Origin of the sequence: Commensalibacter papalotli (ex Botero et al. 2024) (assembly GCF_947179115.1) — a bacterium.
GTDB classification, from domain to species: Bacteria; Pseudomonadota; Alphaproteobacteria; order Acetobacterales; family Acetobacteraceae; genus Commensalibacter; species Commensalibacter papalotli.
The window spans coordinates 163,287-187,856 of the sequence record NZ_CAMXCI010000001.1 but is presented as its reverse complement, the minus strand read 5'-3'; the positions used below and the strand labels follow the sequence as shown (position 1 = coordinate 187,856).

Below are 24,570 nucleotides of genomic sequence, written 5' to 3'. Positions count from 1 at the left end.
ATTTGTTTTATTTGTTTCTATGCTCACTTTTTTTAACCACTTATAAATAATATCAGTTTTATAGTTATCTATTAATACTTATTTTGTCAAAATCATCAATTCACTTTTGACTATCTTCTTTGCCTTTTGACGATTTTGCCATCCGTCTTAAAAACGCAACGTTTTTAAAGAACTCTTTAAATGGCATTGCCGGACTACCAATCACATCTGATTTTGCCTCAACATCAGACATAACACCACATTGGGCACCCACTCTGGCATGGTCACCAATATGAATATGCCCAATTAACCCAGCTTGCGCAGCAATAGTAACAAAATCACCCAATTGTGTTGAACCTGATATACCTGCCTGAGATACAACAATACAACATCTTCCCATTTCTACATTATGGCCAATTTGAACCAAGTTATCTAGTCTGGAACCCTCTCCAATAATAGTATCTTTGACTGAACCACGATCAATTGTTGAATTTGCACCAACCTCAACGTCATTTTTCAAAATTACTTTGCCAATTTGAGGGATACTTACAAAACCTTGCTCACCAATAGCGAAACCAAAACCGTCTTGACCAATCCTTGCGCCTGAATACAAGGTTACACGATCCCCAAGCACTGCATGACTTAAAGATACATGATTACCTATACGACAATACTGACCGATTTGCACACCTTGCTCAATTACTGAGTGAGCTCCGATAATACATTCTTTATTGATATGCACCCCATTCATCACCACTGCAAAAGCCTGCACTTCTACACTAGGATGAATAACTGCATCAGGATGGATGTAAGCTGTAGGATGAACCCCAGGCTTTGCAGGCGTTTTAGGATAAAATAAAGTTGCAACTCTTGCCCAAGCTAAATAAGGATTTGAGGTCACTAAAGCATGGCTGGTTTGTGGCACTTTATCTGCAAAAGCAGGGGCAACAATCACAACCCCAGCTTTGGTCTGTGCTAGTAGTGGTAAATAACGTTTATTATCTAGAAAACTGACTTCTGAGGAACTAGCAATTTGTAAAGGAGCAATACCTGTATATTGTATATCTTTAGTAAGAATATCAGGTGAGTTGAGTTGAGCACCTGTTTCCTTAACCAAAGTTTCTATAGTATAAGGACCAGATTTAGAAAAAAAACGACTGTCACCAGGATGATGATTTTCTTGCTCAATACTCACGCGATACACCTTTATTTTTTAGGATTATTACCCTGTTGTTGCTCAGGAGCTTTTTTAACAACACTACTTGTTTCTGTTTTTGGTTCAGCCTCTGGGTTGGCTGTTGTTGGCATTGAACCACTTTTTGCTAATTCTTCAGGATCAACATCTGCTGCTGGAATAAATACAGAAGATAAATTTTTATTTAGCTCTTTAACAACTTCATTCGTTATATCAAGCTCATTTACACTCAAAGCAACTTGCTCACGATGTAAAACCAAATTCATATTACGACTTGCAGCAACATTTTGAATTAACAAAATAAGTTCACGTTCTACCTGACCAAAAGCAACTTGTGCAGCTTCTTGGATGATACGACTGCGGTTACGGAAGTCCTTTTGAGCGTTAATCACGCGCGCTTGCAACTTGCGACCACGTGCTTGAAGTTGCTCATCAGTCATGGTTTTTGCTTTGGCTTGGATTTGCTGTTGCTCAGCTCGCCAAGCTTTTTGCTCCTTTTGAACATCTCTTTGCAATTGGTCACGACGCTCTACTAATATTTTTTCAGCCTCACGTGCAGCAACTGATTGACGCATCACATCTGGAACACTAATGACCCCAATAACCGCTGTTGGTGGGGAATTAGTCTTTGGCAAAGCCGCTGGTTTAGGAACTGGTGGCAACGGCAAAACGGCCTGAGCTTGATTTTGCACGTCTCCATCTTCAGAACCATCATCATTAGGAAGTGGTGCTGGCGCTATAGCTCTTGGAGCTGCATGCCTGACAGCTGCTTTCGGTGCAGTAGTCGCAGTTTTAGGCTGACTATTTTTGGGAATAAACCAACCATTTGACTCTTCAGCATGTGCTGGGGATGCAATCGTAATAAAAGACGGTGCTAAAAAAGCCCCAGCAACAGCAAAATATAATCCTAACTTATTAACCATTATCTACCCTTAAAACTGTTGTCCAAAACCAAATCTTACTAATTGCTTACGGTCATGCTTTTCTTTGACCAAAGGAAGTGCCGCATCAACGTTTAATAAACCAAATGGACTTTTCCAAGAAACACCTAAACCAGTACTGACGCGCGGTGATAAACTATCGCCATAAACACCAGTATATTTATCACCAGCCGTTGCTTGGTTAGTATATTTACGTTTTACCCTTAACCCATCCAGGGCACCCATATCAACAAAATAACGTCCACTTAACCCTAAATCTCTTGCGGCTGGCATAGGAAAATTGACCTGTGCAGAAGCTGTATACATCGTACGCCCACCCAAGAAATCTTCTTGAGTATGGGCGCGCGTATTAGGCCCTCTCTTTGGAATACCCTGACTTCGTGGACCAACACCTCCGTCATAGAAACCTCTTAAGTTATTACCCCCAAGATAAAAGTTATCAATAACCATTGTGTCTTTATCACTGCCCATATCAGCAATATACCCAGCACCTGCGGTTAAGCTTAATGTCCAATCACGGTTGCCTGTAATTTCATCCAATGGAATATAGTGAGATGCGTCAATTTTACCACGAGCATATTTTGCATCACCACCAAGACCTGCAATATCTCCACCTAGTTTAACCAACGTACCAGTATGAGGATTAAATCGAGCATCCCTTGTATCATAAGCAATCGTTGTGCTTAACTGAGATAATAAAGAATGCCCTTTTTGATCCAAAATATAGTAAGAAGAATCATCCCAAATGTCATGAACACGACGGTCTATAATTGAATATGTCCATTGTTGAGATAAAACGTTATTAAACGCATACCCCATACGGAATGAGGCCCCAAAACGATCTTCACCATAGTTCTGATAGGTTTGATAACTGTTTTGAATATAGAATAAATCTATACCAGCAACCATATTCTTATTAAGAAAATAAGGATCAGTAACAGACAAGTTCACTTGCTTTGCATAATAAGCTGCTGTTCCAGAAATACCTGCATCAACACCAGTTCCAAGGAAATTACGCTGCCTCAGGCCAATGTTTCCCAAAACACCAGAATCGGTAGAATAACCACCCCCAAGTGAAAATTCACCGGTTGGTTTTTCTTGAACATTAATAGCGACGACACGTTTATCTGGAGCAGATCCCTTGACTTGCTGTACTTTAACCTCTTTGAAATATCCCAAATCATCAGCTGCCATTTTCATGTATTTTTCAGTTGTGTTGGTATATGGATCATTTTCCGCAGCAGGTAACTCACGACGTATTACATTATCTTTTGTGACGGTATTTCCGTTAATATCAATACGCTCAACATAAACACGAGGCCCTTCCATCACATCAAATAAAAGATCAACTCTTTTCTTTTCAGGATTACGTGCAATTTCAGGTCTTACAACTGCAAAAGGGTGACCTTGTGATTGTAATGTTTCTTGAATATATTTCGCAACATCTTCGATCTCTTTACCATCGTAAATTTGACCTTTATGCATCACAATCATTTCTCGGACTTTATCTTCCTTAACCCCTTCGAGGTTAGAACGAACATCAACTTTACCCAATCGATATTGAGGCCCCTCTACCATCGTATAGGTAATATAAAATGATTTGTGATCAGGAGACAATTCACCTGTAGCGTTAACGATCTTAAAATCGACATAACCATTACGAAGATAAAAACGACGAAGCAATTCAGCATCGTATTTTACGCGTTCAGGGTTATATTCATCAGCAGAAGATAAAAACCGATACCAAGCTGTTTCTTTGGAGGATGTTACTTGGGCTAAACGTGCCTCACTAAACGCATGATTGCCAACAAAAGCTAATTTTTCAATCGCTGTTTTAGGACCTTCATTGATTTTGTAAATAACATCAATACGATTTTTTGATAAATGGATGATTTGCGGCGTTACTGTAACAGAGTAACGTCCTTTGGCAGCATACATTGCCAAAATACGTTTACGATCCTCTGAAATCAAAGCAGGTGAATATACAGCACGTGGCTTTAAAGACGTGTATTTAAGCAGATCCCCATCTTTCATCTTGTGGTTGCCTTCAAAAGCAACAACATTAACAATAGGATTCTCTACGACTTTAACTTGCAAATCATTGCCGGAACGATGGAAAGTTATATCTTTAAATAGCCCTGTTGCGTATAGGGTTTTTAAGGAACGATCTAACAAATCTTTGTTAAATGGATCGCCAGGTTGTGCCAACATATATGATAATACTGTTGGTGTTTCAACACGATCATTACCAACAACCTGGATGGATTGAATAATTCCACCTTGTTTTGTTACGTTTTTACCAACAGAACCTTTTTTCCCATGGTGAGTGCTTTTTACAGCTTTCTTACCGTGTGAGGAATTATGAGACACGTTACCTGTTGTTTGCGCATGCACAGAGCTACACACAAACGGAAACATACATACAGAAGCAAACAGCGCCGAACGTTTACCTGACAAATCAGCCACCCTTTATTACCAATGGAAACCCACTAAATTGCATATCACAAGAGTTTTTATAAGCAAATACAAATCGTCTTATTTAATCTTAATTCAGTGAGTATCCGTTTTTTATACCATTTGACAAGTCGTTACTTGCTATAAACATAACAGATTTTTAATTAGTGTGACCTGTAAGCCAACGAAATACACTTAATTGAGAGATATCATTGTACATTGAAAATACAAAAAGTAATAAAATCAAAACAAATCCAATCTGAAACGCCCAATTCTGTATTGGTTTTGGCACAGGTTTTCTAAAAATTGCTTCGAATGCATAAAAAACCAAACGGCCACCATCAAGAATAGGAATCGGAAATAAATTAATTAATCCCAAGCTAATCGAAAGAATAGCCATAAAATTAAAAAGATCAGCAAACCCGCCTTTAGATACTTGCCCTGATAATTGTGCAATTTTGATAGGCCCACCAAGATCTTTGGCAGAACGCTGACCAGTAATCATTTGCCCCAAACCCACAACTGTTTGAGCACTAACGTCCCATGTTTTTTCTACAGATGCAATTGCTGCACTCCCGATAGACATTGGCTTACCTTTGATAATATTCATATCAAGTCCAATACCTAATTGGCCAATTTTTTTACCATCTTGGCTGTGACTGCCAATTGTAATAGGCAGAGAGATATCTTTACCCTCTCTATTGACTGTAATTGTTGTAGATAGATCAGGATGTTGTTGAGCAAATAAAATGACTTTCTCAACATTGAGTTTGTCAATATCACCAATCTTAATCAATTTATCTTTTGGTTGAATCCCAGCTTTGGCTGCAGCACTATCTGCGATAATGGATTGTGCAATGGGCTCACCTAATTTAGGTTGACCAACTGTTACGAACAATCCAAAATAAATAATGATCGCTAATAAAAAATTAAATATGGGTCCTGCTGCAATAACAATAGCCCTGCTGCCGACATCCTTTCCGTGAAAGGTTTTTCCGTCGATATAAGTCGCTCTTTCTTCTTCGGTAACGTCTTCTGGATCAGCAAATCCATGGGGCCTTACATACCCACCCAAAGGAATAGGACAAATACGCCACTCGGTTCCGACTTTGTCGTGCCAGCGATATAAAGGTTTACCAAAACCAATTGAAAACACATCAACATGAACACCACGCCAACGTGCAGCCAAATAATGTCCTAACTCGTGTATAAAAACGAGTACCCCTAGGACAAACACAAATGATAAAATCATTCGCAAGAAATCATACATAGCCAACATTAAAATTTACCCTACACGCTTACTATTTTATAAAATTACATACTATTACGGTTTTTGATCCATTCTTCAGCATGTCTTCTGGCTTCTTGATCCCAGTAAATAACTTCTTGGATACTATTTGCTTCTGGAGCACCTAATTTCTTCATTACAAATTCAACAGATTGAGGAATATCCAAGAACCCAATTTGCTCTTTTAAAAAAGCATCAACTGCAATTTCATTTGCAGCAGATAAAATCGCAGGAGCACATTTGCCAGCACGTAAGGCTTCACGAGATAAGCGCAACCCTGGAAAACGCACTTCATCTGGAGCTTCAAATTCTAATTTAGCTACCTCAGTCAAGTTTAAACGGTCTACATTAGAACACATTCTGTGTGGCCATGCCAATGTATGAGCAATAGGAATACGCATATCTGGCGCGCCAAGCTGAGCAATCATACTGCCATCTTCATATTGAACCATACTGTGAATAATTGATTGCGGATGAATTAACACATCGATTTTTTCTTCTGGCATATCAAATAAACGTGCAGCTTCTATGATTTCTAAACCTTTATTAAACATACTAGCTGAATCAATGGTGATTTTTGCACCCATTGTCCATGTTGGATGTTTCAAGGCCTGCTTTAAAGTAACTTTTTTCATATCTTCAAGGGATGTATTACGAAAAGGTCCACCTGAAGCAGTAAGAATAAGTTTTTCAATTGATTGAATTTGCTTATCAGCCATAGACTGGAAAATTGCATTATGCTCTGAATCTACAGGTAATAAAGTAGCACCTGCTTCTTTTACTGCTTTCAACATCACATCACCAGCAGAAACCAAGGCCTCTTTATTAGCCAAAGCAACATATTTACCATTTTTTACAGCGGCCATTGTCGGTTCCAAACCAACAGCTCCCGTAATAGCTGCCATTGTCCAATCAACAGCAATTGATGCTGCTTCTAAAACAGCTTGCCTACCACCGCTTACTTTGGTTGCATGGCCCGATAATAATTCTTTTAACTCTGGCAAAAACTGCTCATCAGCGATCACAGCATAGTTTGCATTTAAAGCAATCGCTTGTTCAGCTAGCTTTTTAACATTTTTACCACCAACCAAAGCAACGGTTTGAAATGAGGACGGATCTTGTAATAACAAATCAACTGTTGAACAACCGATGCTACCAGTACATCCCAATATAGAAACTGTTTTCATTTTTAAATATCCTTACACATAAGTTGATCAGTTATTTTATCTAAAAATCGTCAAAGGAACAAAGATAGGCTGTTGGTCGCCAACTGGTTTAGTTGATAATAACGCCCCACCCCATTTATCCAAAGCATTGCCAGTAGGTAAGACACAGGAAATAAAAGCAACAAAAATAGATACAAGCAATAAAGCATCAAAACGATCCAATACCCCACCATGGCCAGGGATAATTTTACCAGAATCTTTGACACCCAATTCTCTTTTAAGCTTACTTTCTGATAAATCGCCTATTTGGGCAACAATACCTGTAACCGCACTAAACAACGCTCCACCGATAAAAGCAGTCGTTAAACCACCACATAAAAACCAAACAATACCACCACCAACGCACCCTGCGCCAATTAATCCGCCAACAGCACCAGACCATGTTTTTCCAGGAGAAACTGAAGGCATAAGCTTAGGCCCACCAAAAGTTTTTCCTGCAATATAAGCAAAACTATCGCTTGCAATCACCACAGCTACAATAAAAATAACCGTCCACATTTCATAAAAAGTCATAAAACGCAACCAAAGTAGCGAAAGCCCTGCACCACCAATAACCACAGAGCCCAACCATAATTTTGATCCGAAAATAAATGCAAAACATCCTGTGATAACAAGCGCAGGAAACCACATCCCTTGCAATGCAGCTGCATAAGCAACTAGGGGCCAAATTAAAAAGATAGCTACTCGATAATTAAACAGGTTTGCTTTAAATAAATTAGCCCACTCCACAGTCATGGCAACTGAAATAATAACCAATAACCCGATATAAAACCAACCACCATAAACAATACAAAATAAAGCTACGGGGATAATCACAAGAGCAGATGCAATACGCAAAGGCAAATCTTGCCAAGAAGATTTCGTTTTATTTGTCACTGACTTTTAATCCTGGCCTGCTGCCAAAACGCCGTTCACGACGAACATACACATCCAGCAAATGATTGAAATGATCTTCGTTAAAATCTGGCCATAAAGTTTCTACAAAGATAAGCTCTGCATATGCAGATTGCCATAATAAAAAATTAGACAAACGATACTCACCGCTCGTCCTGACAATTAAGTCTGGATCAGGAATATCAGGAGCAAACAAATATTGAGAAAATATTTCTTCTGTCACTTGCTCTGATATGAGTTTGTGTTCTTGAACATCATCAGCGATCCGCTTAACGGCCTGAAGGATTTCCCCTCTACCGCCATAAGATAAAGCAAGCGTTAAAATCAAACGATTATTTTTTTCTGTTAATTGTTCAATTGCTTTAAATTCTTGCTGTAATTTTTTATCGAAACGCGTTATGTCACCAATAATACGCACGCAAACACCTTCTTTGTGTAATTTGCGCGCTTCGAATTTCAAGTAATAACGCAACAGAGCCGTTAAATCAGCAACTTCCTCTGGCGTTCTGCGCCAGTTTTCCGAAGAAAATGCATAAAGGGTTAGCCATTGAATATGGTTGCTAATTGCGCCTTTTATGCACCGTTTTACAGCTTGCGCTCCTTCTTTATGTCCAGCAACTCTTGGCAAAGACTTTGCCTTAGCCCATCGGCTATTACCATCCATAATAATCGCAATATGCTGAGGCAAAGATTTTTGTTCAGACAATTTTAAACATTCGTCAGAGTGATCTATTAAAGAAAAAGCCATACTATAAATATCTATTCAGTCTAAAACTAGACTTGCTTGATATCACGTTCTTTTTCAATAAAAATTTCATCAATTTTACTGATAAATTGATCTGTAATCTTTTGAATTTCATCAGACCAATCCTTAACATCATCTTGACTGATGTCACCTTTCTTCTCAGCAGCCTTGGTTTTATCCATACCATCTCGACGAACACCACGCACAGAAACTTTGGCAGCCTCAGTATAACGACCTGCAGCTTTCACCATTTCGATACGACGTTCTTCGGTTAGTTGAGGAATCGGCACACGAATAAGCTGACCGTCTGGCATAGGATTTAATCCCAATCCACTTTCACGAATAGCTTTGTCAACAGCACTAACTAATGTTTTATCCCAGACTTGAACGGTTAACATTCTGGGTTCTGGTGCTGTGATCGAAGCTACTTGAGTAATAGGGGTTATACTGCCATAAGCATCAACGCGAATAGGTTCCAATAAAGCTGCTGTTGCACGGCCAGAACGCAGTCCCGCTAAGTCATGCTTAAAAGAATCAATTGCGCTGTTCATACGACGTTCTATATCTTTTTTCAGGCTATCAATATCATCAACCACAGAAAAAATCCTTTTTTTAATAAAATCAATTTTGAATATAGTGAACTAGGAATCAGTTTCAGCAGAAACAACAACTTTGGTAAAAGTGCCTTGATTATTTAAAACTCGACTAAAATTCCCTTTTTCATGCACATCAAAAACAATAATAGGCAATTGATTATCACGAGCCAAACTCAAAGCTGTCGCATCCATTACATTTAATCCTTTGGCCAATGCCTCTGTATAAGTCAGAGTATCATAGCGTTTTGCCTCTGGATTTTTTTTAGGATCTGAATCATATACACCATCAACCTGTGTTCCTTTTAACATAAGGTCACAATCCATTTCAATGGCACGCAAAGCAGCTGCTGTATCCGTTGTGAAATATGGATTACCAGTGCCCGCAGCAAAAATAACGACATGCCCTTTGTCCATATGGCGCATTGCTTTGTCACGAATATATGTTTCAGCAATCTGCGGCATAGAAATCGCTGACATAATATAGCTGTCAATATTATGTTGTTGCAAAACACTATTCATCACAACCGCATTAATTACGGTTGCCAACATTCCTGCATAATCACCTTGAACTCTATCCATTCCTTTGGCGGCAGCGGTCATTCCACGAAAAATATTACCCCCACCAATCACCAAACAAACCTCTATACCAGAATTGGCAACACTTGCTATATCTTCCGCAATTGCATTGGCAATCTCGGGATCAACACCATAGGCTCCGCGCCCTAACAAGGCTTCTCCGGATATTTTTAATAACACACGTTTAGGGGTATAATTTTTTGAAGAGCTCATTATTTTTTCACATCTAGTTTAGGTTATAAACGGTAAAGAATACTACATCAGCAGGCGGTTTTTTAAAAGTATGAAATCATTTTTGACAGAGTTTGTTGTTTATAAAAAAATTATCATTCCAAACCAATAGCTTTCAATCGAGCTTTTTCACCATCCCAGCCTTTACGTTCTTTAACAATCAAAAATAAATGACAAGGACGCTCTAACAAACGATTCAACTCTTTACGAGCACGTTCACCAATCATTTTAATTTTTTGTCCCTTGTCACCAATTATAATAGCCTTATGATTAGCACGCAAAACATAAATTGTCACATCAATGCGAACAGAACCATCTGGTCTTTCTTTGAAACTCTCGGTTTCTGCAGTCACAGAATAGGGAACCTCTTCATGCGTCTGCATAAAGATTTGCTCTCTGACTAATTCGGCTGCTAATAAACGATCAGGCAAATTGGTTAAATCATCTTCGGGGTATAACCAAGGCCCTTTAGGCAAATCTTCAGCTAAAGCATCAAGTAAATCATCAACTCCACTGCCTGTCTTAGCGCTAACCATAAAGCTTTTTTCAATAGGTAGTAACGCTGTTATTTCCTCGGTCAAAGGTAATAGTTTTTGTGTATTAATCTTATCAATCTTATTAAATACCACCCAAATACGACGAGAGGTTTCTTTTAACTTGTTGATAATCTCAATATTTTCTTCTGTTAAACCATAAATCGTATCAATTAACAAAAGCGTAATATCAGCATCCACAGCCCCCGTCCAAGCCGCAGAAACCATTGCTTCATCAAGCTTTCTTTTTGGTTTAAAAATACCTGGCGTATCCATCAACAAAATCTGAGTTTGCTGACGCATAACAATACCCAAAATACGCATACGCGTTGTTTGCGCTTTAGGGCTGACAATTGATAATTTGGCACCTGCCATTTTATTCAGTAAAGTTGATTTCCCAGCATTTGGCGCCCCTATCAGAGCCACAAATCCACAATGCATATTTTTTATCCTGCTTTTTTTGGTTTTTTAATTGAGTCTAATTGAATAAGTAAATTTTTTGCTGCTGCACTTTCGGCCGCACGCTTATTACCGCCCTGCCCTTGGCCCTCATACTTTTGCACAACAACTTTAATGACAAATAACGGTGTATGAGAAGGTCCTTCTTGAGAAACCAATTCATAAACAGGTAATGGCAATCCTCGAGCCAAAACCCACTCTTGCAACGCTGTTTTAGAATCTTTTGGCGGCAAAGGCTGGGATTCAATAATTTTTTCCCATAATTTGTGAACCAGCTTCTGAACAGGTTTTAACCCACCATCAAGATACATAGCTCCTAAAATAGCCTCTACAGCATCAGCCAAGACGCTGTCTGTATGATGAACACCTGCTTTTTCTTCATGTAAAGCCACATGGATAGCTTCGGAAATATTAAGAAGCTCTGCAATTTGTGCCAATACAGTTTTAGAAACCAAGTGCGCATGTCTGGGACCAAGATCACCCTCTTGCTCATTAGGATAGCGCTTTAGTAACCATTCTGCCATCACCAACCCCAGAACTCTATCACCTATAAATTCTAATCTTTCATTGGAGCTGACACGCTTTACTTTTTTCCTCGGAGTTCGATTTTCATAAATCGCAGAACGGTGAGTCAATGACTTTTTTAACAATGCCTTTGATTGAAATTCATATCCCAGCTTGCTTTCTAATTTTTTTTCAGAAACGCCAAGCGCCTCTTGCTTTTCTACTATCATTTTACGCTCTTAAATAACCGATTCCAGCGTATTTCCTCAGGCCAATGCCAAAATTGCCATACAGGATATTTACTATCATAAGAGTAAAAAATAAACTGAACTTTGCCAATTAGATTTTCAATAGGTACAAATCCCAAATAATTCGACGTATCAGGATTATTAAAACGACTATCAGCACTATGATCTCGATTATCGCCCATAGCAAAAAAATGATCTGCAGGAACATGATAAGGAATAGTATAATTTGGATTAACATCCCCTTCGCATACAAGATCTTGACCACAAGGACTATTCATACTTTGTAAAATTTTATGCTCAACAATTGAGCCATCTTTACGAGGTAAATATTCTGTATATAAATTTTCAGTAAGATCTGACTCGTTCAAAGATTCTTGATATGTATAAGGCCCGTCTAAACGACGTTTAACAGGCTGATCATCAATATAAAGCACCCCATCCTTGACCTGAACCGTATCGCCAGGCAGGCCGATCAATCTTTTAACATAATAATCAAATGGCGCCTTGGTACTTCTAAAAACAACAACATCTCCTCTTTGAGGAGGCGTATACCAAATTCGCCCTTTAAAATCAGGTTGGGAAAAGAAAAATGAGTGTTTTGAAAAACCATAGCTATATTTGCTGACAAAAATATAATCCCCAATTAATAGAGATGGGATCATTGAGCCTGATGGAATATTAAAAGGTGCAAACAATAAGCAACGAACAACAACAATAATCAGCCCTGCCCAAAAAACTGTGGAAATCAACTCTGTGATACCACCAGGTTTTTTCTTTCCCTGTTGTGGGATTTGATCTATCTCATTTTTCAAATTATTATTCATAAACTCTTATCTATCACGTTGGGTCATTTTATATAGTTTGCGATAATGCCAAATGCGTTATCACAATTTTCCTCCTATTTATTCCTTACTGGGCAATAATTCAATCATTACTTGCGCAAAGGCATAAGGAAGCTCATCCGTCATCGTTAATAAAATGTTCGGCTCATAACCCTCTTTTCCTAATTTATTTAACTGCTTTAATGCACCATTTGTTAACTTTAAAGAGGGTTTTCCACTAGGTAAATTTATAACCTCAATATCTTGGTAAAATACGTCCTCAGTAAATCCCGTTCCTAATGCTTTGGCACACGCCTCCTTTGCAGCCCAACGTTTTGCATAAGTCCCAATTCGCGTTTTTCCATAACGTGCTTCTGCTTTTTTTATTTCATTAGGCGTAAATATGCGTTGAGTAAAACGCTTTCCATGTCGGTTTAAGACTTCTTCTATTCTTCTTACATCACATAAATCAGAGCCTATACCTAAAATCATTTTTAACCCTTAAGACGTAGATCGTTCAACGTGAATAATACCTTTGATAACTTGCAGTCCTAAAATTAGAGAATTTAAATGTTCAACATCTTTCACCTCTAAATCCAATAGAATTTCAATAAAATCTATATGACGATTTAAAATCTTTAAATTTAGAATACTACCATTATACTGTGCTGCACGATTAGTAATGCTGGCCAAAAGTTCTGAGTTATTTTCTCCGACAACCTTGACGCGACCGACAAAATTTTTCTTGGCATCTACATGGCCCAGAATATCATAATCCCAATCCATACTCATAAAACGTTCAGGTGTAGAAGCATAGTTACTGAGCATAGAACAAGATTTGCGATGCACTGTAATCCCCTTACCCGTTGCTACAATTCCAACAACCGTATCCCCAGGCAAAGGATGGCAACATCCTGCAAAATGCACACTGATCCCCTTACTCATTCCCTTTAAAGGGATCACGTTATGATGATGCGCATTTGCATTCAACACGGCGGATTGTGTTTTTTTCTCGGTCAGTCCAGGGACAAAGCGTGGAGCTCTTTTGATAGGGCGCAACTCAGGATAAGCTGTATAAACAACATCTTTTGCCAAAAATGAATTACTGCCCACTGAAACATATAAATCAGTAACGGACGCTTGTTTTAACGGTTTTAAAACCCCTTCAAGAATTTTCTGAGATCCGTCAACACCCTCTTGACGAAATGCTTTAGCCAACGCAACGCGCCCTGCTTCAACCTTAATTTCTTTTTGTTGACTGCTGACGAAATGGCGAATACGCGCTCTAGCCTTACCCGTGACAACAAAACGCTCCCAAGAAGGAGAAGGGTTTCCTTCACGGGCAGTCATAATCTCAACTTGAGCACCATTATGCAATTGCTCTCGCAAAGGCACCAAACGCCCATTTACTTTGGCTCCGACACAGCGATCCCCTACCTGACTATGTACAGCATAGGCAAAATCTACAGGCGTTGCCCCTCTTGGCAGCTGAATCAACTCACCTCTTGGGGTAAAGCAAAAAACTGAATCTTGATATAATTCTAATTTGGTATTTTCTAAAAACTCATCAGGTGCTGCAGAATCCTCTAAAATATCCAAAAGATCCTGAACCCAGCGCAGTTTCTTTAATCTAGGAGCCACCACACTGACTTCAGAGTTAAGTTTATTTTGCCCTTTATCTGCAACAGGTAGTTGTTTGTAAACCCAATGAGATGCCACCCCATTTTCAGCAATATCATGCATTTCACGCGTACGAATTTGTATCTCAATACGCTGATTACGCGGTTGCCTTAAGTTAACACCTGTATGAATACTTTGATAACCATTGGCTTTGGGTGCTGAAATATAGTCTTTAAACCGTCCAGCAACAACAGGATAGCTGCTATGCACAATCCCCAAAGCAGTATAACATTCTTCTTTACTATCAACGACAATTCTAAATGCCATAATATCAGATAGTTGTTCAAATGCGACTTGCCTTCTATTCATCTTTTCCCAAATAGAATAACAAGATTTTTCACGCCCTGTTATTTCAACATTTTTTAAACCGGAATGCTCGCACAATTCCTTTAATTCAGAGCAAACCTCTTCAACAATATCAGCCCCTTGCCCCCTCAAATAATTTAACCGAGCCCGTATAGAAGCATCACCTTCTGGCTCTAAAACAGCAAAAGCAATATTTTGCAACTCTGTTTTAACATTATCCATACCAATGCGCTCCGCCAAGGGCGCATAAATATCCATGGTTTCACGCGCAATTCGTTGTTTGCGATCCAAACGTTGAACATAATGAAGCGTTCGCATATTATGCAAACGATCGGCCAGCTTTACAATTAATACCCTGATATCTTTGGACATTGCCAAGACAAGCTTGCGAAAATTTTCCGCTTGCTTTGTGCGATCTGATTGTAATTCTAAACGGGTAAGTTTGGTAACACCATCGACAAGATCAGCAACTACAACCCCAAATTCTTTTTCCAAGAACTCTCGTGTGACTTCAGTATCTTCGATTGTATCGTGCAATAAACCTGTAATAATAGAGGTAGTATCAACCCTTAAATGAGCCAAGATATTAGCAACAGCTAGGGGATGAATAATATAAGGGGCCCCATTATCTCTGAACTGTTTTTCATGCGCTTTAAGCGCTACTTTGAACGCTTTTTCAACAAGTGAAAGGTCTGATTCACTATCATATTTACGAATATGACGAATCAAACCTTCACAATCAATATGATCGCTTTCACTTAATGAAACTGTGGGAAGATAAATATTTTCCACTTAACCCCTGATACTGATTAATTACCATATCATTAAGTATAAGCATAAAAACCGATAATAAAACAAGGGTTTTACTAAAAATTTTCAGACCCAGAGCGGCGACGATCTAACTCACTCATAATTTCATTAATGTTTTCAAAAGAGTTCTGAGAAGTATGACGTTTTTCTTCTTCAGCAGTTACATCTTGTAAACCGAAAATATTTTTTTCAGTTGGAATTAAATCCACAACTTCTTCATCAACAGGTTCTGGTTCTGGTGCTCTGGCTAATGAACGAATAATATCCGCTTTAATCGCTTCTAAATCTAATTTTTCTTCGGCGATTTCACGCAATGCAACGACAGGATTCTTGTCATTATCACGTTCCAAAGTCAAAGCTTCCCCTCTTGAAAGGTTACGTGCTCTTTGTGCTGCGTGCAGAACAAGATCAAAACGGTTAGGAATTTTTTCAATACAATCTTCGACAGTAACGCGTGCCATGAATCATTTATCTCCGGATTTTAAATCAATCTTGTATGTTTATTCTAAATTTAACTAAAAATCAAATTTCTTCTTGTTTATTATCTATAAAAGGAATGATTTCTTGATCGCTAGGAAGCTCCGAGATCAATTGATCAACACTTTTATGTGATATGGGGTGTATCCATTCAGGGTCAATATCACGTAATGGATATAATACAAACCCCCTTTGATGCATCCTGGGATGAGGTACTATGAGCTTGGGTATATCATTGATTATTTCGCCGTTAACATCCAAAATATCCAAGTCTAACGGTCGTGCATCGTTAAGTTTCTGACGCACTCTACCAGCCTCTTTTTCCATCTCATTTAAAATATTCAGCAAGTCAATTGGCTTGATTTTTACATCCAATGCAACAACCCCATTCGTATAAAGAGGTTGAGAAGATGGAGGAATTGGGCTAGTTTGGTACCAACAAGATTGCTTTATAGAACATTGCAATTTAACGGATAAACGACGCAACGCCTCTTGACACATACCATAAGGAGTATCAGACCAAACGCCTCCAAGATTGCTACCAACTGCTATAATAATCATATTTTCATCTAACACAAAATTCGTCACTTAATTGAAACATATTAAGATTGTTATCATTATACTATCTGCTACTTTATTCATATCAATTATACTGATTTTTTACATAATTGTTTTTTTAATTGGGATTATTTGCATGCTTTTTAGAGAAAATGAAAAGGTTTGCCTCTTTATTGATGGCGCTAATTTATATTCTGCCTCTCGCAACTTGGGCTTTGATGTTGACTATAGAAACTTATTAGCCTTCTTTAGAAAACATTGTAATGTTGTACGCGCTTATTATTATTCTGCTGTGCTAGATACCGAGGAATACTCTCCTTTAAAGCCATTAACTGATTGGTTGGCTTATAATGGATTTTTCCTTGTAACCAAAAATGCACGCGAATTTACTGACCAAAATGGCCGTCGCAGAATTAAAGGAAGCATGGATATTGAGCTTGCAGTCGATATGATGGAAATTGCACCACATATTGATCATGCTGTATTGTTTAGCGGAGATGCTGACCTACGCCGTTTGGTTGAATCGGTACAAAAACAAGGTGTGCGTGTAACTGTGATATCTTCTGTAAAAACGAACCCTCCAATGATTGGTGATGAGTTACGAAGACAAGCTGATCAGTTTTTAGATCTTGTTGATATTGCCCCTGAATTTACACGTCGCTCGGGGGATAACACCGTACAAAATGATATTCCCAATCCTGTTATTCCTTTCACAGAATAAGTTACAGAATAATGATACCCGCCTTGCAACCTGATATGAATTGCCCTTTATGCCCTAGATTACAGGAATATAGAGAGAAAAATAAACAATTATATCCCAAAGGATGGAATGCACCTGTACCACCATGGGGAGATCCACAAGTAGAATTTTTAATTGTGGGTCTTGCACCTGGGGTCAAAGGTGCAAATCTAAGTGGTCGCCCTTTTACAGGGGATTATGCAGGCATGTTATTATATAACACATTAGTCAAATATCATTTTGCCAGCGGTATTTACAAAGCTGATCCCCAAGATGGTCTTTCTTTAGGTAACTGCCGAATTATCAATGCGGTACGTTGTGTCCCTCCAGAAAATAAACCCACCTCTCAAGAGGAAAAAAACTGTCGTCCTTTTTTATTAAAAGAGCTACACCATATGCCAGCTTTGAAATTTATTTTAACTCTGGGTGTAATCGCACATAAAAATATTTTAGCTTGTTTTAATCGTCCCGTAACCAGTATCAAATTTAAACACGGCCAATTTTTTAAAATCAATGATCACATTACTGTGGTAAACAGCTATCATGTTTCTCGTTACAACACCAGCACAGGTGTATTAACTACACAAATGTTCGAAGATATTGTTGATTCTATTCAACAAAAGCTAAAATAGTTCAATTATTTTTTAAAAAATTTCTTATAAATAATTAAAACAATCATTCCAACTATAATTAATATATACCCAATAAGGGGTGAAATAAGTAATGCACCTTCTACTGTCATAAACTTCCACTTATTATAAATAATAAAGCAATAATTTTATTCATACTCTCATAATTATTAATTTAATAGTAGATATTTTATAAACTTATTGATAATAATAATCATTATTATCAATAGGCTACTTTTATGAATAAAAAAACTTTTTCTTTTTTTAGTATTTGTCATCAATGGATTGGATTAGTCGGAGGTTGGTTTTTATTTATCATATTTATTTCAGGCAGTATTTCTATTTTTGATAAAGAAATTACGCAATGGATGCAACCGGAACTGGCTTTATATTCTCCGACAAAGGATGTGTCTACACAAGCCTTGAACCAAGCTTATGATAGTTGGAAAGAATATAAGGATATTCGTAAAAATTTAATTATCCTGCCCTCAGCCCGAGATCCGTTTATTAGAGTTTTACATTATCAAGATGAACTACTCCAAGGTGTGGTTATTCATCCTCAAGAGGGAAATATCATTCCTGCCAGAGCCACTGGAGGAGGCGATTTTATTGATAGTTTACACCGCCATTTATTTATAGGCCGCTCAATTGGCGGAGCTATTGTTTTAACAATAGATATCGCATTTATATTAATTTTAATTTCAGGTATCGTTATTTACCTACCGACATTGATAAAAAAGTTATTTTTCATTTATCCAAAACCTAAATCTTTACGATTTAAATCTGATCTACATACACTTATTGGAATTTTCTTTTTACCTTTCCTCTTTGTTATTGCCATAAGTGGTTTTTTATTTTTAGCCCCCCGTTACTTGCCTAGCACAGAACCTAAACCTCATATTTCTGCGCAACATCTTAAAAAAACGAATGCTGACACACGTCCCGATCTATTCCCTCTCCTTGCAAAAGCACAAACTTATTTTGGAGCTATGCCCAGTGCTATTGTGTTTGCAAAAAAAGAAATTCGCTTTATGGAAAATGATGAGGCGAGAATTGCACGACTTAAAAACTATGTCGCATTTGATCGCAATACCATGCAACAAACTTCATCCTCCACGCCCCCTACGGCACTTAGTCTTTTAAATAAAACGCTATTAGGTATTCATATGGTCAGGGCTGGCGATACCATCTTAAGAATTGTTTTTTTCCTCATGGGTATAGGCAGCTCAGTTTTAGTAGCTTATGGCCTATTACTTTTCTGTAATAAAAAAAGAAACAGTGTTTCATCGAATACTTCGATGTATAAACAATATTTTTATAAAACCGTAGAAGGTATTAATATTGGAATTATTATGGGAATATTAATCGCATTAGTTGCCTTCTTTTGGCTTAATCGGTTACTTCCCATATCATTACCTCAAAGATTACACTGGGAAATAACTGGTTTTTTTTCAGTTTTTTTTATTATACTAATCACATCTATCTTAAGCACAACCTATAATAAAACTTATCTTACTTGGATAAGTTCAATTGGATTTTTCTCAATATTATGTTTATTTTTACCTGTTTTAGACATAGCCCTATGTTCTTCCTATCTGAAAGCAGCCATCTTTAATCAACATTATTTATATATTATAATGGATAGTGCCATTTTCTTCTTAGGCTTGATTTTTCTACGATTATTTTTTTATATCCAAAGCATAGGAAGAAAATAATGTTTATTCTTGTGATTACAATTAACCTGATCAGTATATTTTTCCTGATTTGCGCACTTAACGTTATTAGAAAACGTTATAATCTTGCGAATACATCGCCTACTGAAAATCTTTGTTATAAAAGTGGTTTTGTAATATTAAATTGTTTGAGTTTGCTAGTTTGTCTATATCATTGGGACAATCCAGGATGGTTGATCTGGATCAATCTGACCTCAATCAACGCATTTATCGTTGCACTAGGCTTAGGATTTTATCCATCAATTTATATAAAATGGATAGGTATAAAAAAATAAATGTAACTTTGAAATTAGGATACACAGTAATGAATATCCTAATTCAAAAATATTCTGTTGTTATTTTACTAATAGTTTAGATTCATCTTCGTGCTCTGGTAATAATTGAGTTTCAACACCCATTAATTGCCCTAGACGACTTAGGCGTCTTGTCACGGCATCACTAATTACCGCATCAAGGTTATGAGAGAAATATAATGTTAATTTCTTTTTACCTACTTTCAACCGTGTTCTTAATAGTAAACTGGGTAAGTTCCCAGATAAGGTATAAGCAACCCGAAAAGCCATCCCTAAAATAATCGCTTGTTCAAACTGTTTATGTGTCAAAATTTTTCTTGCAGAAGATAGAAATCCCTCATCAACATCTGCCTCATAACGCATTGCTGTTGTTAACGCTAAGAAAGCTCGAGTTGGATGGTCAAAAGCCATGCCCGCCATACATAAAATTCTAAAATAAGATTGCTCTTTACGATAAGATGGATGATCATGACATCCTGCATCGGAAATTAAACATGCATTCCAACGTAATCTTTTCATATTAACGTTTTCATTTTTAAATAAATTGCTGGTCCATTGCATTAATGCCAAAGGAAATTCTTTTACTCTTCCTAAACGTTCACTGATATCCAATGCTGCTGCTTCTTGTGGATCTTGATATCTTGCTATTTCAGAAACCACATTACGCATATACCATCCTTCACGCACCCCCTCCGCACAAAAGACAATTTTTTCAGGGCGCATTCTCATCAAGAGTTGACCCAAAACAGTTGCCGCATAAGGCAAATCATTCAAGCGTTTATGAATGAAGGTAGGAATATTATTTACCCCTCCTTTGGATTTTTCTATCGTCCATTCGACCATACGTTTTGCTTCATCATAAGGAAGCGTATAGTAATGCACAATTGAAAGTGGATAAGAAGTAAATTCCATATAAAGCTGAGCCATGGCACGAAACGCACCACCCACTAAATATAGATTTCTTTTCTTAACTTCATCCATCCACTCAACTGTTTTTAAATCTTTATTTACAATCTGTTTAGCTTTGGAAAGTTTTTTCTCGGAACGATCCATCAATCGAATAACACCCAAAGGCAATGTTTGGGCGTTAAAACGTTGTTGACCCCGTATCTGCACCAACTCCATGGATCCGCCACCAATATCAGCAACAACACCATCTGCATTTGAAATGCTACATAAAACACCTGCTGCTGCATAATCAGCCTCTTGTTCCCCAGTTAAAATTTGAATGGGAACATTGGGCATCCATTGCTTCAGCTTTTCAATAAATTCTGGTCCATCAGTTGCATCTCTGACCGCAGCTGTTGCGAGTACAACAAAAGGATCAGCACCCATCGTTGTGGCCACAGCATAAAACCGTTTAAAAACGCCTTCTGCCAAAGCCACGCCCTTAAGATTAAGCTTTTTAGTCGTTTCTAAACCACTACCTAATCTAAGAGTTGCTTTTTCATTAAAAATAATTACGGGATTGCGTTCTCTCCCCTCAAAAACGACCAAACGAACAGAATTAGAACCTAAATCAACAATTGCTGAGCGTATCAAGGAGTGAGAATTCATATAAATGACCCTTATCGTTTAATGTTCACGTATCTTTAGTATTGATTGAAAGTTAATGCTTTTTTGCCGTCAAAGATGGGTTTTCCATGAAATATTCATGAGCCGAAAAAGGCTTATCTGTTGGCTCTACTCTTCGCCAATTTTTATCATGATCCAAACGCCATGATTGCAAATTATCTTTCAAATTTGCAACCATTAATTGGTTAAGCACTTTATCATGAATTTCCTCTGGAATAATAGGAATCATTTCCTCTATACGGCGATCCATATTACGTTCCATCCAATCAGCAGAAGACATATAAACCTTGGCATATTTAGAAGGAAGCTCGTGCCCATTGCCGAACACAAATATTCTTGCATGTTCAAGAAAACGTCCAACGATGGATTTGACTTTTATATTTTCGGATAATCCAATAACACCAGGTCTTAAACAGCAAATCCCGCGAACAATAATCGAAATCTTAACCCCTGCACAAGACGCTTCATAAAGGCGATCAATAAGCCTTGGATCTACCAAAGAGTTAATTTTTAACCATATGGAACCTGCCTTACCCGCTTTCACAAAGTCAATTTCTTGATCAATTAGCTCATTTAAAGTTTTACGAATAGTTAGCGGAGAAAAAGCGATAGATTCCATCTGTGAAGGACGTGCATATCCAGTTACATAGTTAAATAATTTTGCCGCATCGCGCGTAAGTTTGGGGTTACAGGTAAAATATGATAAATCAGTATATATTTTTGCTGTAATCGGATGATAATTTCCTGTGCCAAAATGAGCATAAGTTCGAATAACATTCCCCTCTTTGCGAACAACAAGACTGAGCTTTGCATGTGTTTTCCAGTCTGCAAATCCAAAAACCACTTGCACACCAGCTGCCTCAAGATCACGTGACAAACGAATATTTGCTTCCTCATCAAATCTTGCACGTAACTCAACAATAGCCGTAACCGATTTTCCACTTTCTGCAGCCTCAATCAAGGCTCTGACAATTGGACTGTTGCTAGAAGTGCGGTAAAGCGTTTGTTTAATAGCCAGCACTTGAGGATCTTGGGCTGCTTGACGTAAAAACTGTACAACAACATCAAAGCTTTCAAATGGATGATAAACTAATAAATCCTTGGAACGAAGCGCGGTAAAAATATCCCCTCCACATTCACGAATACGCGCAGGAATAAGAGATTTATAATATGGAAACAATAGATCAGGTCGATTATCAACAATAAGTTGTTTTACATCGACCATCCCTAATAATCCATGATGCACAGTGACTTCTTCTGGAGGGACTTCCAACGCATGTGCAACCATATCAGCTAACTTACTTGGCAGCTGATTATCTATATCCAGATGAATAACAACCCCTCTGCGCCTACGTTTCAACGCCGTTTCATAGGAGCGTACTAAATCCTCAGCTTCTTCCTCAAACTCAACATCTGTATCACGAATTACACGCAGAAGCCCATAATTTCCGATTTTATAACCTGGAAATATAATAGATATAAACTGCGTAATAATATCTTCCAATAAAACAAAGCGTTGTATTTTAGGATGCTTTGTTGAGATGGGTAACGCTACAAATCTGGGAAGCTGCGAGGGTAATAAAATTAATACATATTTACGATTACGATCATTCCTTTGGCTTATCAAGCGTAATGCAAGTGCCATATTTAAATTGGGTATAAAAGGAACAGGATGAGCTGGATCTAGCGCTATAGGTGTTAATATAGGGAATATTCGCTCTAGAAAATAGGTTTTTAACCAGGACAGATCATCATGAGTTAAATCATGAGACTGACTAACAACAATACCCGTTTCTGCTAATAATTGCTTTAGCTTTGTATAAGTGTCTTGCTGATCTGCAAACAGGCCTTTTACACGTTCTCTGATCGCAGCCATTTGTTGAGCAGGCGTTAATCCATCAGGAGAAGATGTAATCAATTTCTCTCTGACTTGTCCTGCCAACCCTGCTACGCGAACAGAGTAAAACTCATCAAGATTACTAGCACTGATCGATAAAAAACGTAACCGTTCCAACAAAGGGTTTCTGATATTTTGAGCTTCTTCGACAACTCTTTGGTTGAACCCCAGCCAAGATAATTCGCGATTAATAAATCGCTCTGGGCTTTTTTTAATGGGCACAGTAACAATTTCTGGCTTTGTGTGCGCAGGCACAACTTTGCGATTAGGCGCCACTTTGCGAGTTCGCACCGTTGTTGTTTTGTTAACGGATTGACTTACTGGTTTACTCTCAACATTTTTTGGTTTGGGCGTCATCGAATCCTACTTTAAAATTTCAAGTCAGAAAAAAATAATGTCTCCTCAGTATCCTTTAATGATTCTACAAAATCAAACGAAAGTAAATCTTCTAATACACGGATTGCTAAATTTCTTGTAACCCCACCTCCATCAGCTAGGGTGGCTTTATCCAAACGATTTACGGCATCTCGAATCGCAAAAGCCGTTCTGGGCAATCGAATAATCAACCATTCTATCATAGAAGACGATACGATAAGTTGTCGTTCAGCTAACAAGCGTAAAAATAAAATACGTAACAACTCATCTTCTGGCTGTTCAATTTTAACCGTCGTCATTGCCCGCAACCGACTAGCCAAGTCAGGCAAACCAACATCCCACCGTGCTGGTGGAGAGCGACCACTTAGAATAATAGAAAGGTTCAATTCCTTAGCAAGGTTTAATAAATGCAATAATGCATTCGAATTTGTGATGATATCTGCATCATCTATAACCAATGCTTTGACCCATTCTTCTTTTATTTGTTCCAGCCAATAAACCGAAGAATTTTGAGCCAAGATTGATCCTGGTAGAAATAAAGCAGATTCTTTTTCTGCCCATATTTGTAACAAATGGGTTTTCCCCGTACCAGAATCGCCCCATATAGCCAACCGTTGATCTGGCCAATCAGGAACAGAGCGAACACGCTGATTAATTCCCAGCCACGCTCTGGCCCCTGCATTAGAGGGTGCACTGATAAATTCTGAGTAAATAAAGCGCGGAGTATAGGGAAAAGGCAATGCCAACTGCCGCGAATGCTCTATAAAATGCTGTTGTTGTATTTTTTTCTGCATTCTTGCTTTGCCAA

Annotated in this window: 22 protein-coding genes; 3 read left to right on the top strand and 19 right to left on the bottom strand. The window is 37.9% G+C overall.

What is annotated here, in order from left to right; genetic code table 11:
- Nucleotides 1-100 precede the first annotated feature (100 nt).
- The 16 genes from lpxD to folK form a co-directional block, all read right to left on the bottom strand.
- Nucleotides 101-1,174, bottom strand: a complete 1,074-nt coding sequence (gene lpxD / locus QMN76_RS00825) for a UDP-3-O-(3-hydroxymyristoyl)glucosamine N-acyltransferase (protein WP_282023170.1) — start codon at nt 1,172-1,174, stop codon at nt 101-103.
- An 11-nt stretch (nt 1,175-1,185) separates the two neighbouring features.
- Entirely contained in the window at nt 1,186-2,097 is a 912-nt protein-coding gene (locus QMN76_RS00820; RefSeq protein WP_282023171.1) for an OmpH/Skp family outer membrane protein, read from the bottom strand.
- Between the two features lie 9 nt (nt 2,098-2,106).
- Nucleotides 2,107-4,533 carry an outer membrane protein assembly factor BamA gene (gene bamA, locus QMN76_RS00815; protein WP_282023582.1) on the bottom strand — a complete coding sequence of 809 codons (2,427 nt, stop codon included), beginning with the start codon at nt 4,531-4,533 and terminating at the stop codon, nt 2,107-2,109.
- Between the two features lie 196 nt (nt 4,534-4,729).
- Entirely contained in the window at nt 4,730-5,839 is a 1,110-nt protein-coding gene (gene rseP, locus QMN76_RS00810) for an RIP metalloprotease RseP (protein WP_282023583.1), read from the bottom strand.
- Nucleotides 5,840-5,883: 44 nt separating this feature from the next.
- A complete protein-coding gene (dxr, locus tag QMN76_RS00805; protein WP_282023172.1) occupies nt 5,884-7,044 on the bottom strand; it encodes a 1-deoxy-D-xylulose-5-phosphate reductoisomerase in 1,161 nt (386 codons plus the stop codon).
- 36 nt (nt 7,045-7,080) lie between these two features.
- Nucleotides 7,081-7,959, bottom strand: coding sequence for a phosphatidate cytidylyltransferase (locus tag QMN76_RS00800; protein ID WP_051461868.1), 879 nt, complete (start codon nt 7,957-7,959; stop codon nt 7,081-7,083).
- On the bottom strand, nt 7,949-8,725 hold the full coding sequence (uppS, locus tag QMN76_RS00795) for a polyprenyl diphosphate synthase (RefSeq protein WP_051461869.1): 777 nt from the start codon (nt 8,723-8,725) through the stop codon (nt 7,949-7,951). The genes QMN76_RS00800 and uppS overlap by 11 nt, the downstream gene beginning before the upstream one ends.
- Before the next feature lie 26 nt (nt 8,726-8,751).
- The gene (gene frr, locus QMN76_RS00790; protein ID WP_051461979.1) at nt 8,752-9,273 is read right to left on the bottom strand and encodes a ribosome recycling factor; all 522 of its coding nucleotides are present in this window, start codon (nt 9,271-9,273) and stop codon (nt 8,752-8,754) included.
- Nucleotides 9,274-9,363: 90 nt separating this feature from the next.
- On the bottom strand, nt 9,364-10,107 hold the full coding sequence (gene pyrH / locus QMN76_RS00785; RefSeq protein ID WP_282023174.1) for a UMP kinase: 744 nt from the start codon (nt 10,105-10,107) through the stop codon (nt 9,364-9,366).
- Nucleotides 10,108-10,220: 113 nt separating this feature from the next.
- Nucleotides 10,221-11,099, bottom strand: coding sequence for a GTPase Era (gene era / locus QMN76_RS00780; protein ID WP_282023175.1), 879 nt, complete (start codon nt 11,097-11,099; stop codon nt 10,221-10,223).
- Between the two features lie 5 nt (nt 11,100-11,104).
- On the bottom strand, nt 11,105-11,851 hold the full coding sequence (rnc, locus tag QMN76_RS00775) for a ribonuclease III (RefSeq protein ID WP_282023176.1): 747 nt from the start codon (nt 11,849-11,851) through the stop codon (nt 11,105-11,107).
- On the bottom strand, nt 11,848-12,693 hold the full coding sequence (gene lepB / locus QMN76_RS00770) for a signal peptidase I (RefSeq protein WP_282023177.1): 846 nt from the start codon (nt 12,691-12,693) through the stop codon (nt 11,848-11,850). Before lepB ends, rnc begins: the two co-directional genes overlap by 4 nt.
- Nucleotides 12,694-12,771: 78 nt before the next feature.
- A complete protein-coding gene (acpS, locus tag QMN76_RS00765) occupies nt 12,772-13,182 on the bottom strand; it encodes a holo-ACP synthase (protein ID WP_034337533.1) in 411 nt (136 codons plus the stop codon).
- 9 nt (nt 13,183-13,191) lie between these two features.
- Nucleotides 13,192-15,468 (bottom strand): RelA/SpoT family protein, encoded by a 2,277-nt coding sequence (locus tag QMN76_RS00760; protein ID WP_282065606.1) that lies wholly within the window; start codon nt 15,466-15,468, stop codon nt 13,192-13,194.
- Between the two features lie 74 nt (nt 15,469-15,542).
- The gene (rpoZ, locus tag QMN76_RS00755; protein WP_034337537.1) at nt 15,543-15,947 is read right to left on the bottom strand and encodes a DNA-directed RNA polymerase subunit omega; all 405 of its coding nucleotides are present in this window, start codon (nt 15,945-15,947) and stop codon (nt 15,543-15,545) included.
- A gap of 61 nt (nt 15,948-16,008) precedes the next feature.
- The gene (gene folK, locus QMN76_RS00750; RefSeq protein ID WP_152534153.1) at nt 16,009-16,551 is read right to left on the bottom strand and encodes a 2-amino-4-hydroxy-6-hydroxymethyldihydropteridine diphosphokinase; all 543 of its coding nucleotides are present in this window, start codon (nt 16,549-16,551) and stop codon (nt 16,009-16,011) included.
- Between the two features lie 106 nt (nt 16,552-16,657).
- On the opposite strand from folK, the gene QMN76_RS00745 reads away from it, so the two are divergent.
- The 3 genes from QMN76_RS00745 (at nt 16,658) to QMN76_RS00735 (ending at nt 19,604) form a co-directional block, all read left to right on the top strand.
- Entirely contained in the window at nt 16,658-17,242 is a 585-nt protein-coding gene (locus tag QMN76_RS00745) for a LabA-like NYN domain-containing protein (protein WP_051461871.1), read from the top strand.
- Between the two features lie 11 nt (nt 17,243-17,253).
- A complete protein-coding gene (locus QMN76_RS00740; protein WP_282023181.1) occupies nt 17,254-17,892 on the top strand; it encodes a uracil-DNA glycosylase in 639 nt (212 codons plus the stop codon).
- Nucleotides 17,893-18,128: 236 nt separating this feature from the next.
- Complete coding sequence (locus QMN76_RS00735; protein WP_282023182.1) at nt 18,129-19,604, top strand: PepSY-associated TM helix domain-containing protein; 1,476 nt, start codon at nt 18,129-18,131, stop codon at nt 19,602-19,604.
- 353 nt (nt 19,605-19,957) lie between these two features.
- Here QMN76_RS00735 and QMN76_RS00730 read toward each other — a convergent pair whose 3' ends face one another.
- Genes QMN76_RS00730 through QMN76_RS00720 form a run of 3 tightly spaced genes read right to left on the bottom strand, consistent with a single transcriptional unit; the run spans nt 19,958 to nt 24,556 of the window.
- Nucleotides 19,958-21,472 carry a Ppx/GppA family phosphatase gene (locus tag QMN76_RS00730; protein WP_034337550.1) on the bottom strand — a complete coding sequence of 505 codons (1,515 nt, stop codon included), beginning with the start codon at nt 21,470-21,472 and terminating at the stop codon, nt 19,958-19,960.
- Between the two features lie 52 nt (nt 21,473-21,524).
- On the bottom strand, nt 21,525-23,744 hold the full coding sequence (locus tag QMN76_RS00725) for an RNA degradosome polyphosphate kinase (RefSeq protein WP_282023184.1): 2,220 nt from the start codon (nt 23,742-23,744) through the stop codon (nt 21,525-21,527).
- 11 nt (nt 23,745-23,755) lie between these two features.
- Entirely contained in the window at nt 23,756-24,556 is an 801-nt protein-coding gene (locus QMN76_RS00720) for a P-loop NTPase family protein (protein ID WP_051461980.1), read from the bottom strand.
- Nucleotides 24,557-24,570 lie beyond the last annotated feature (14 nt).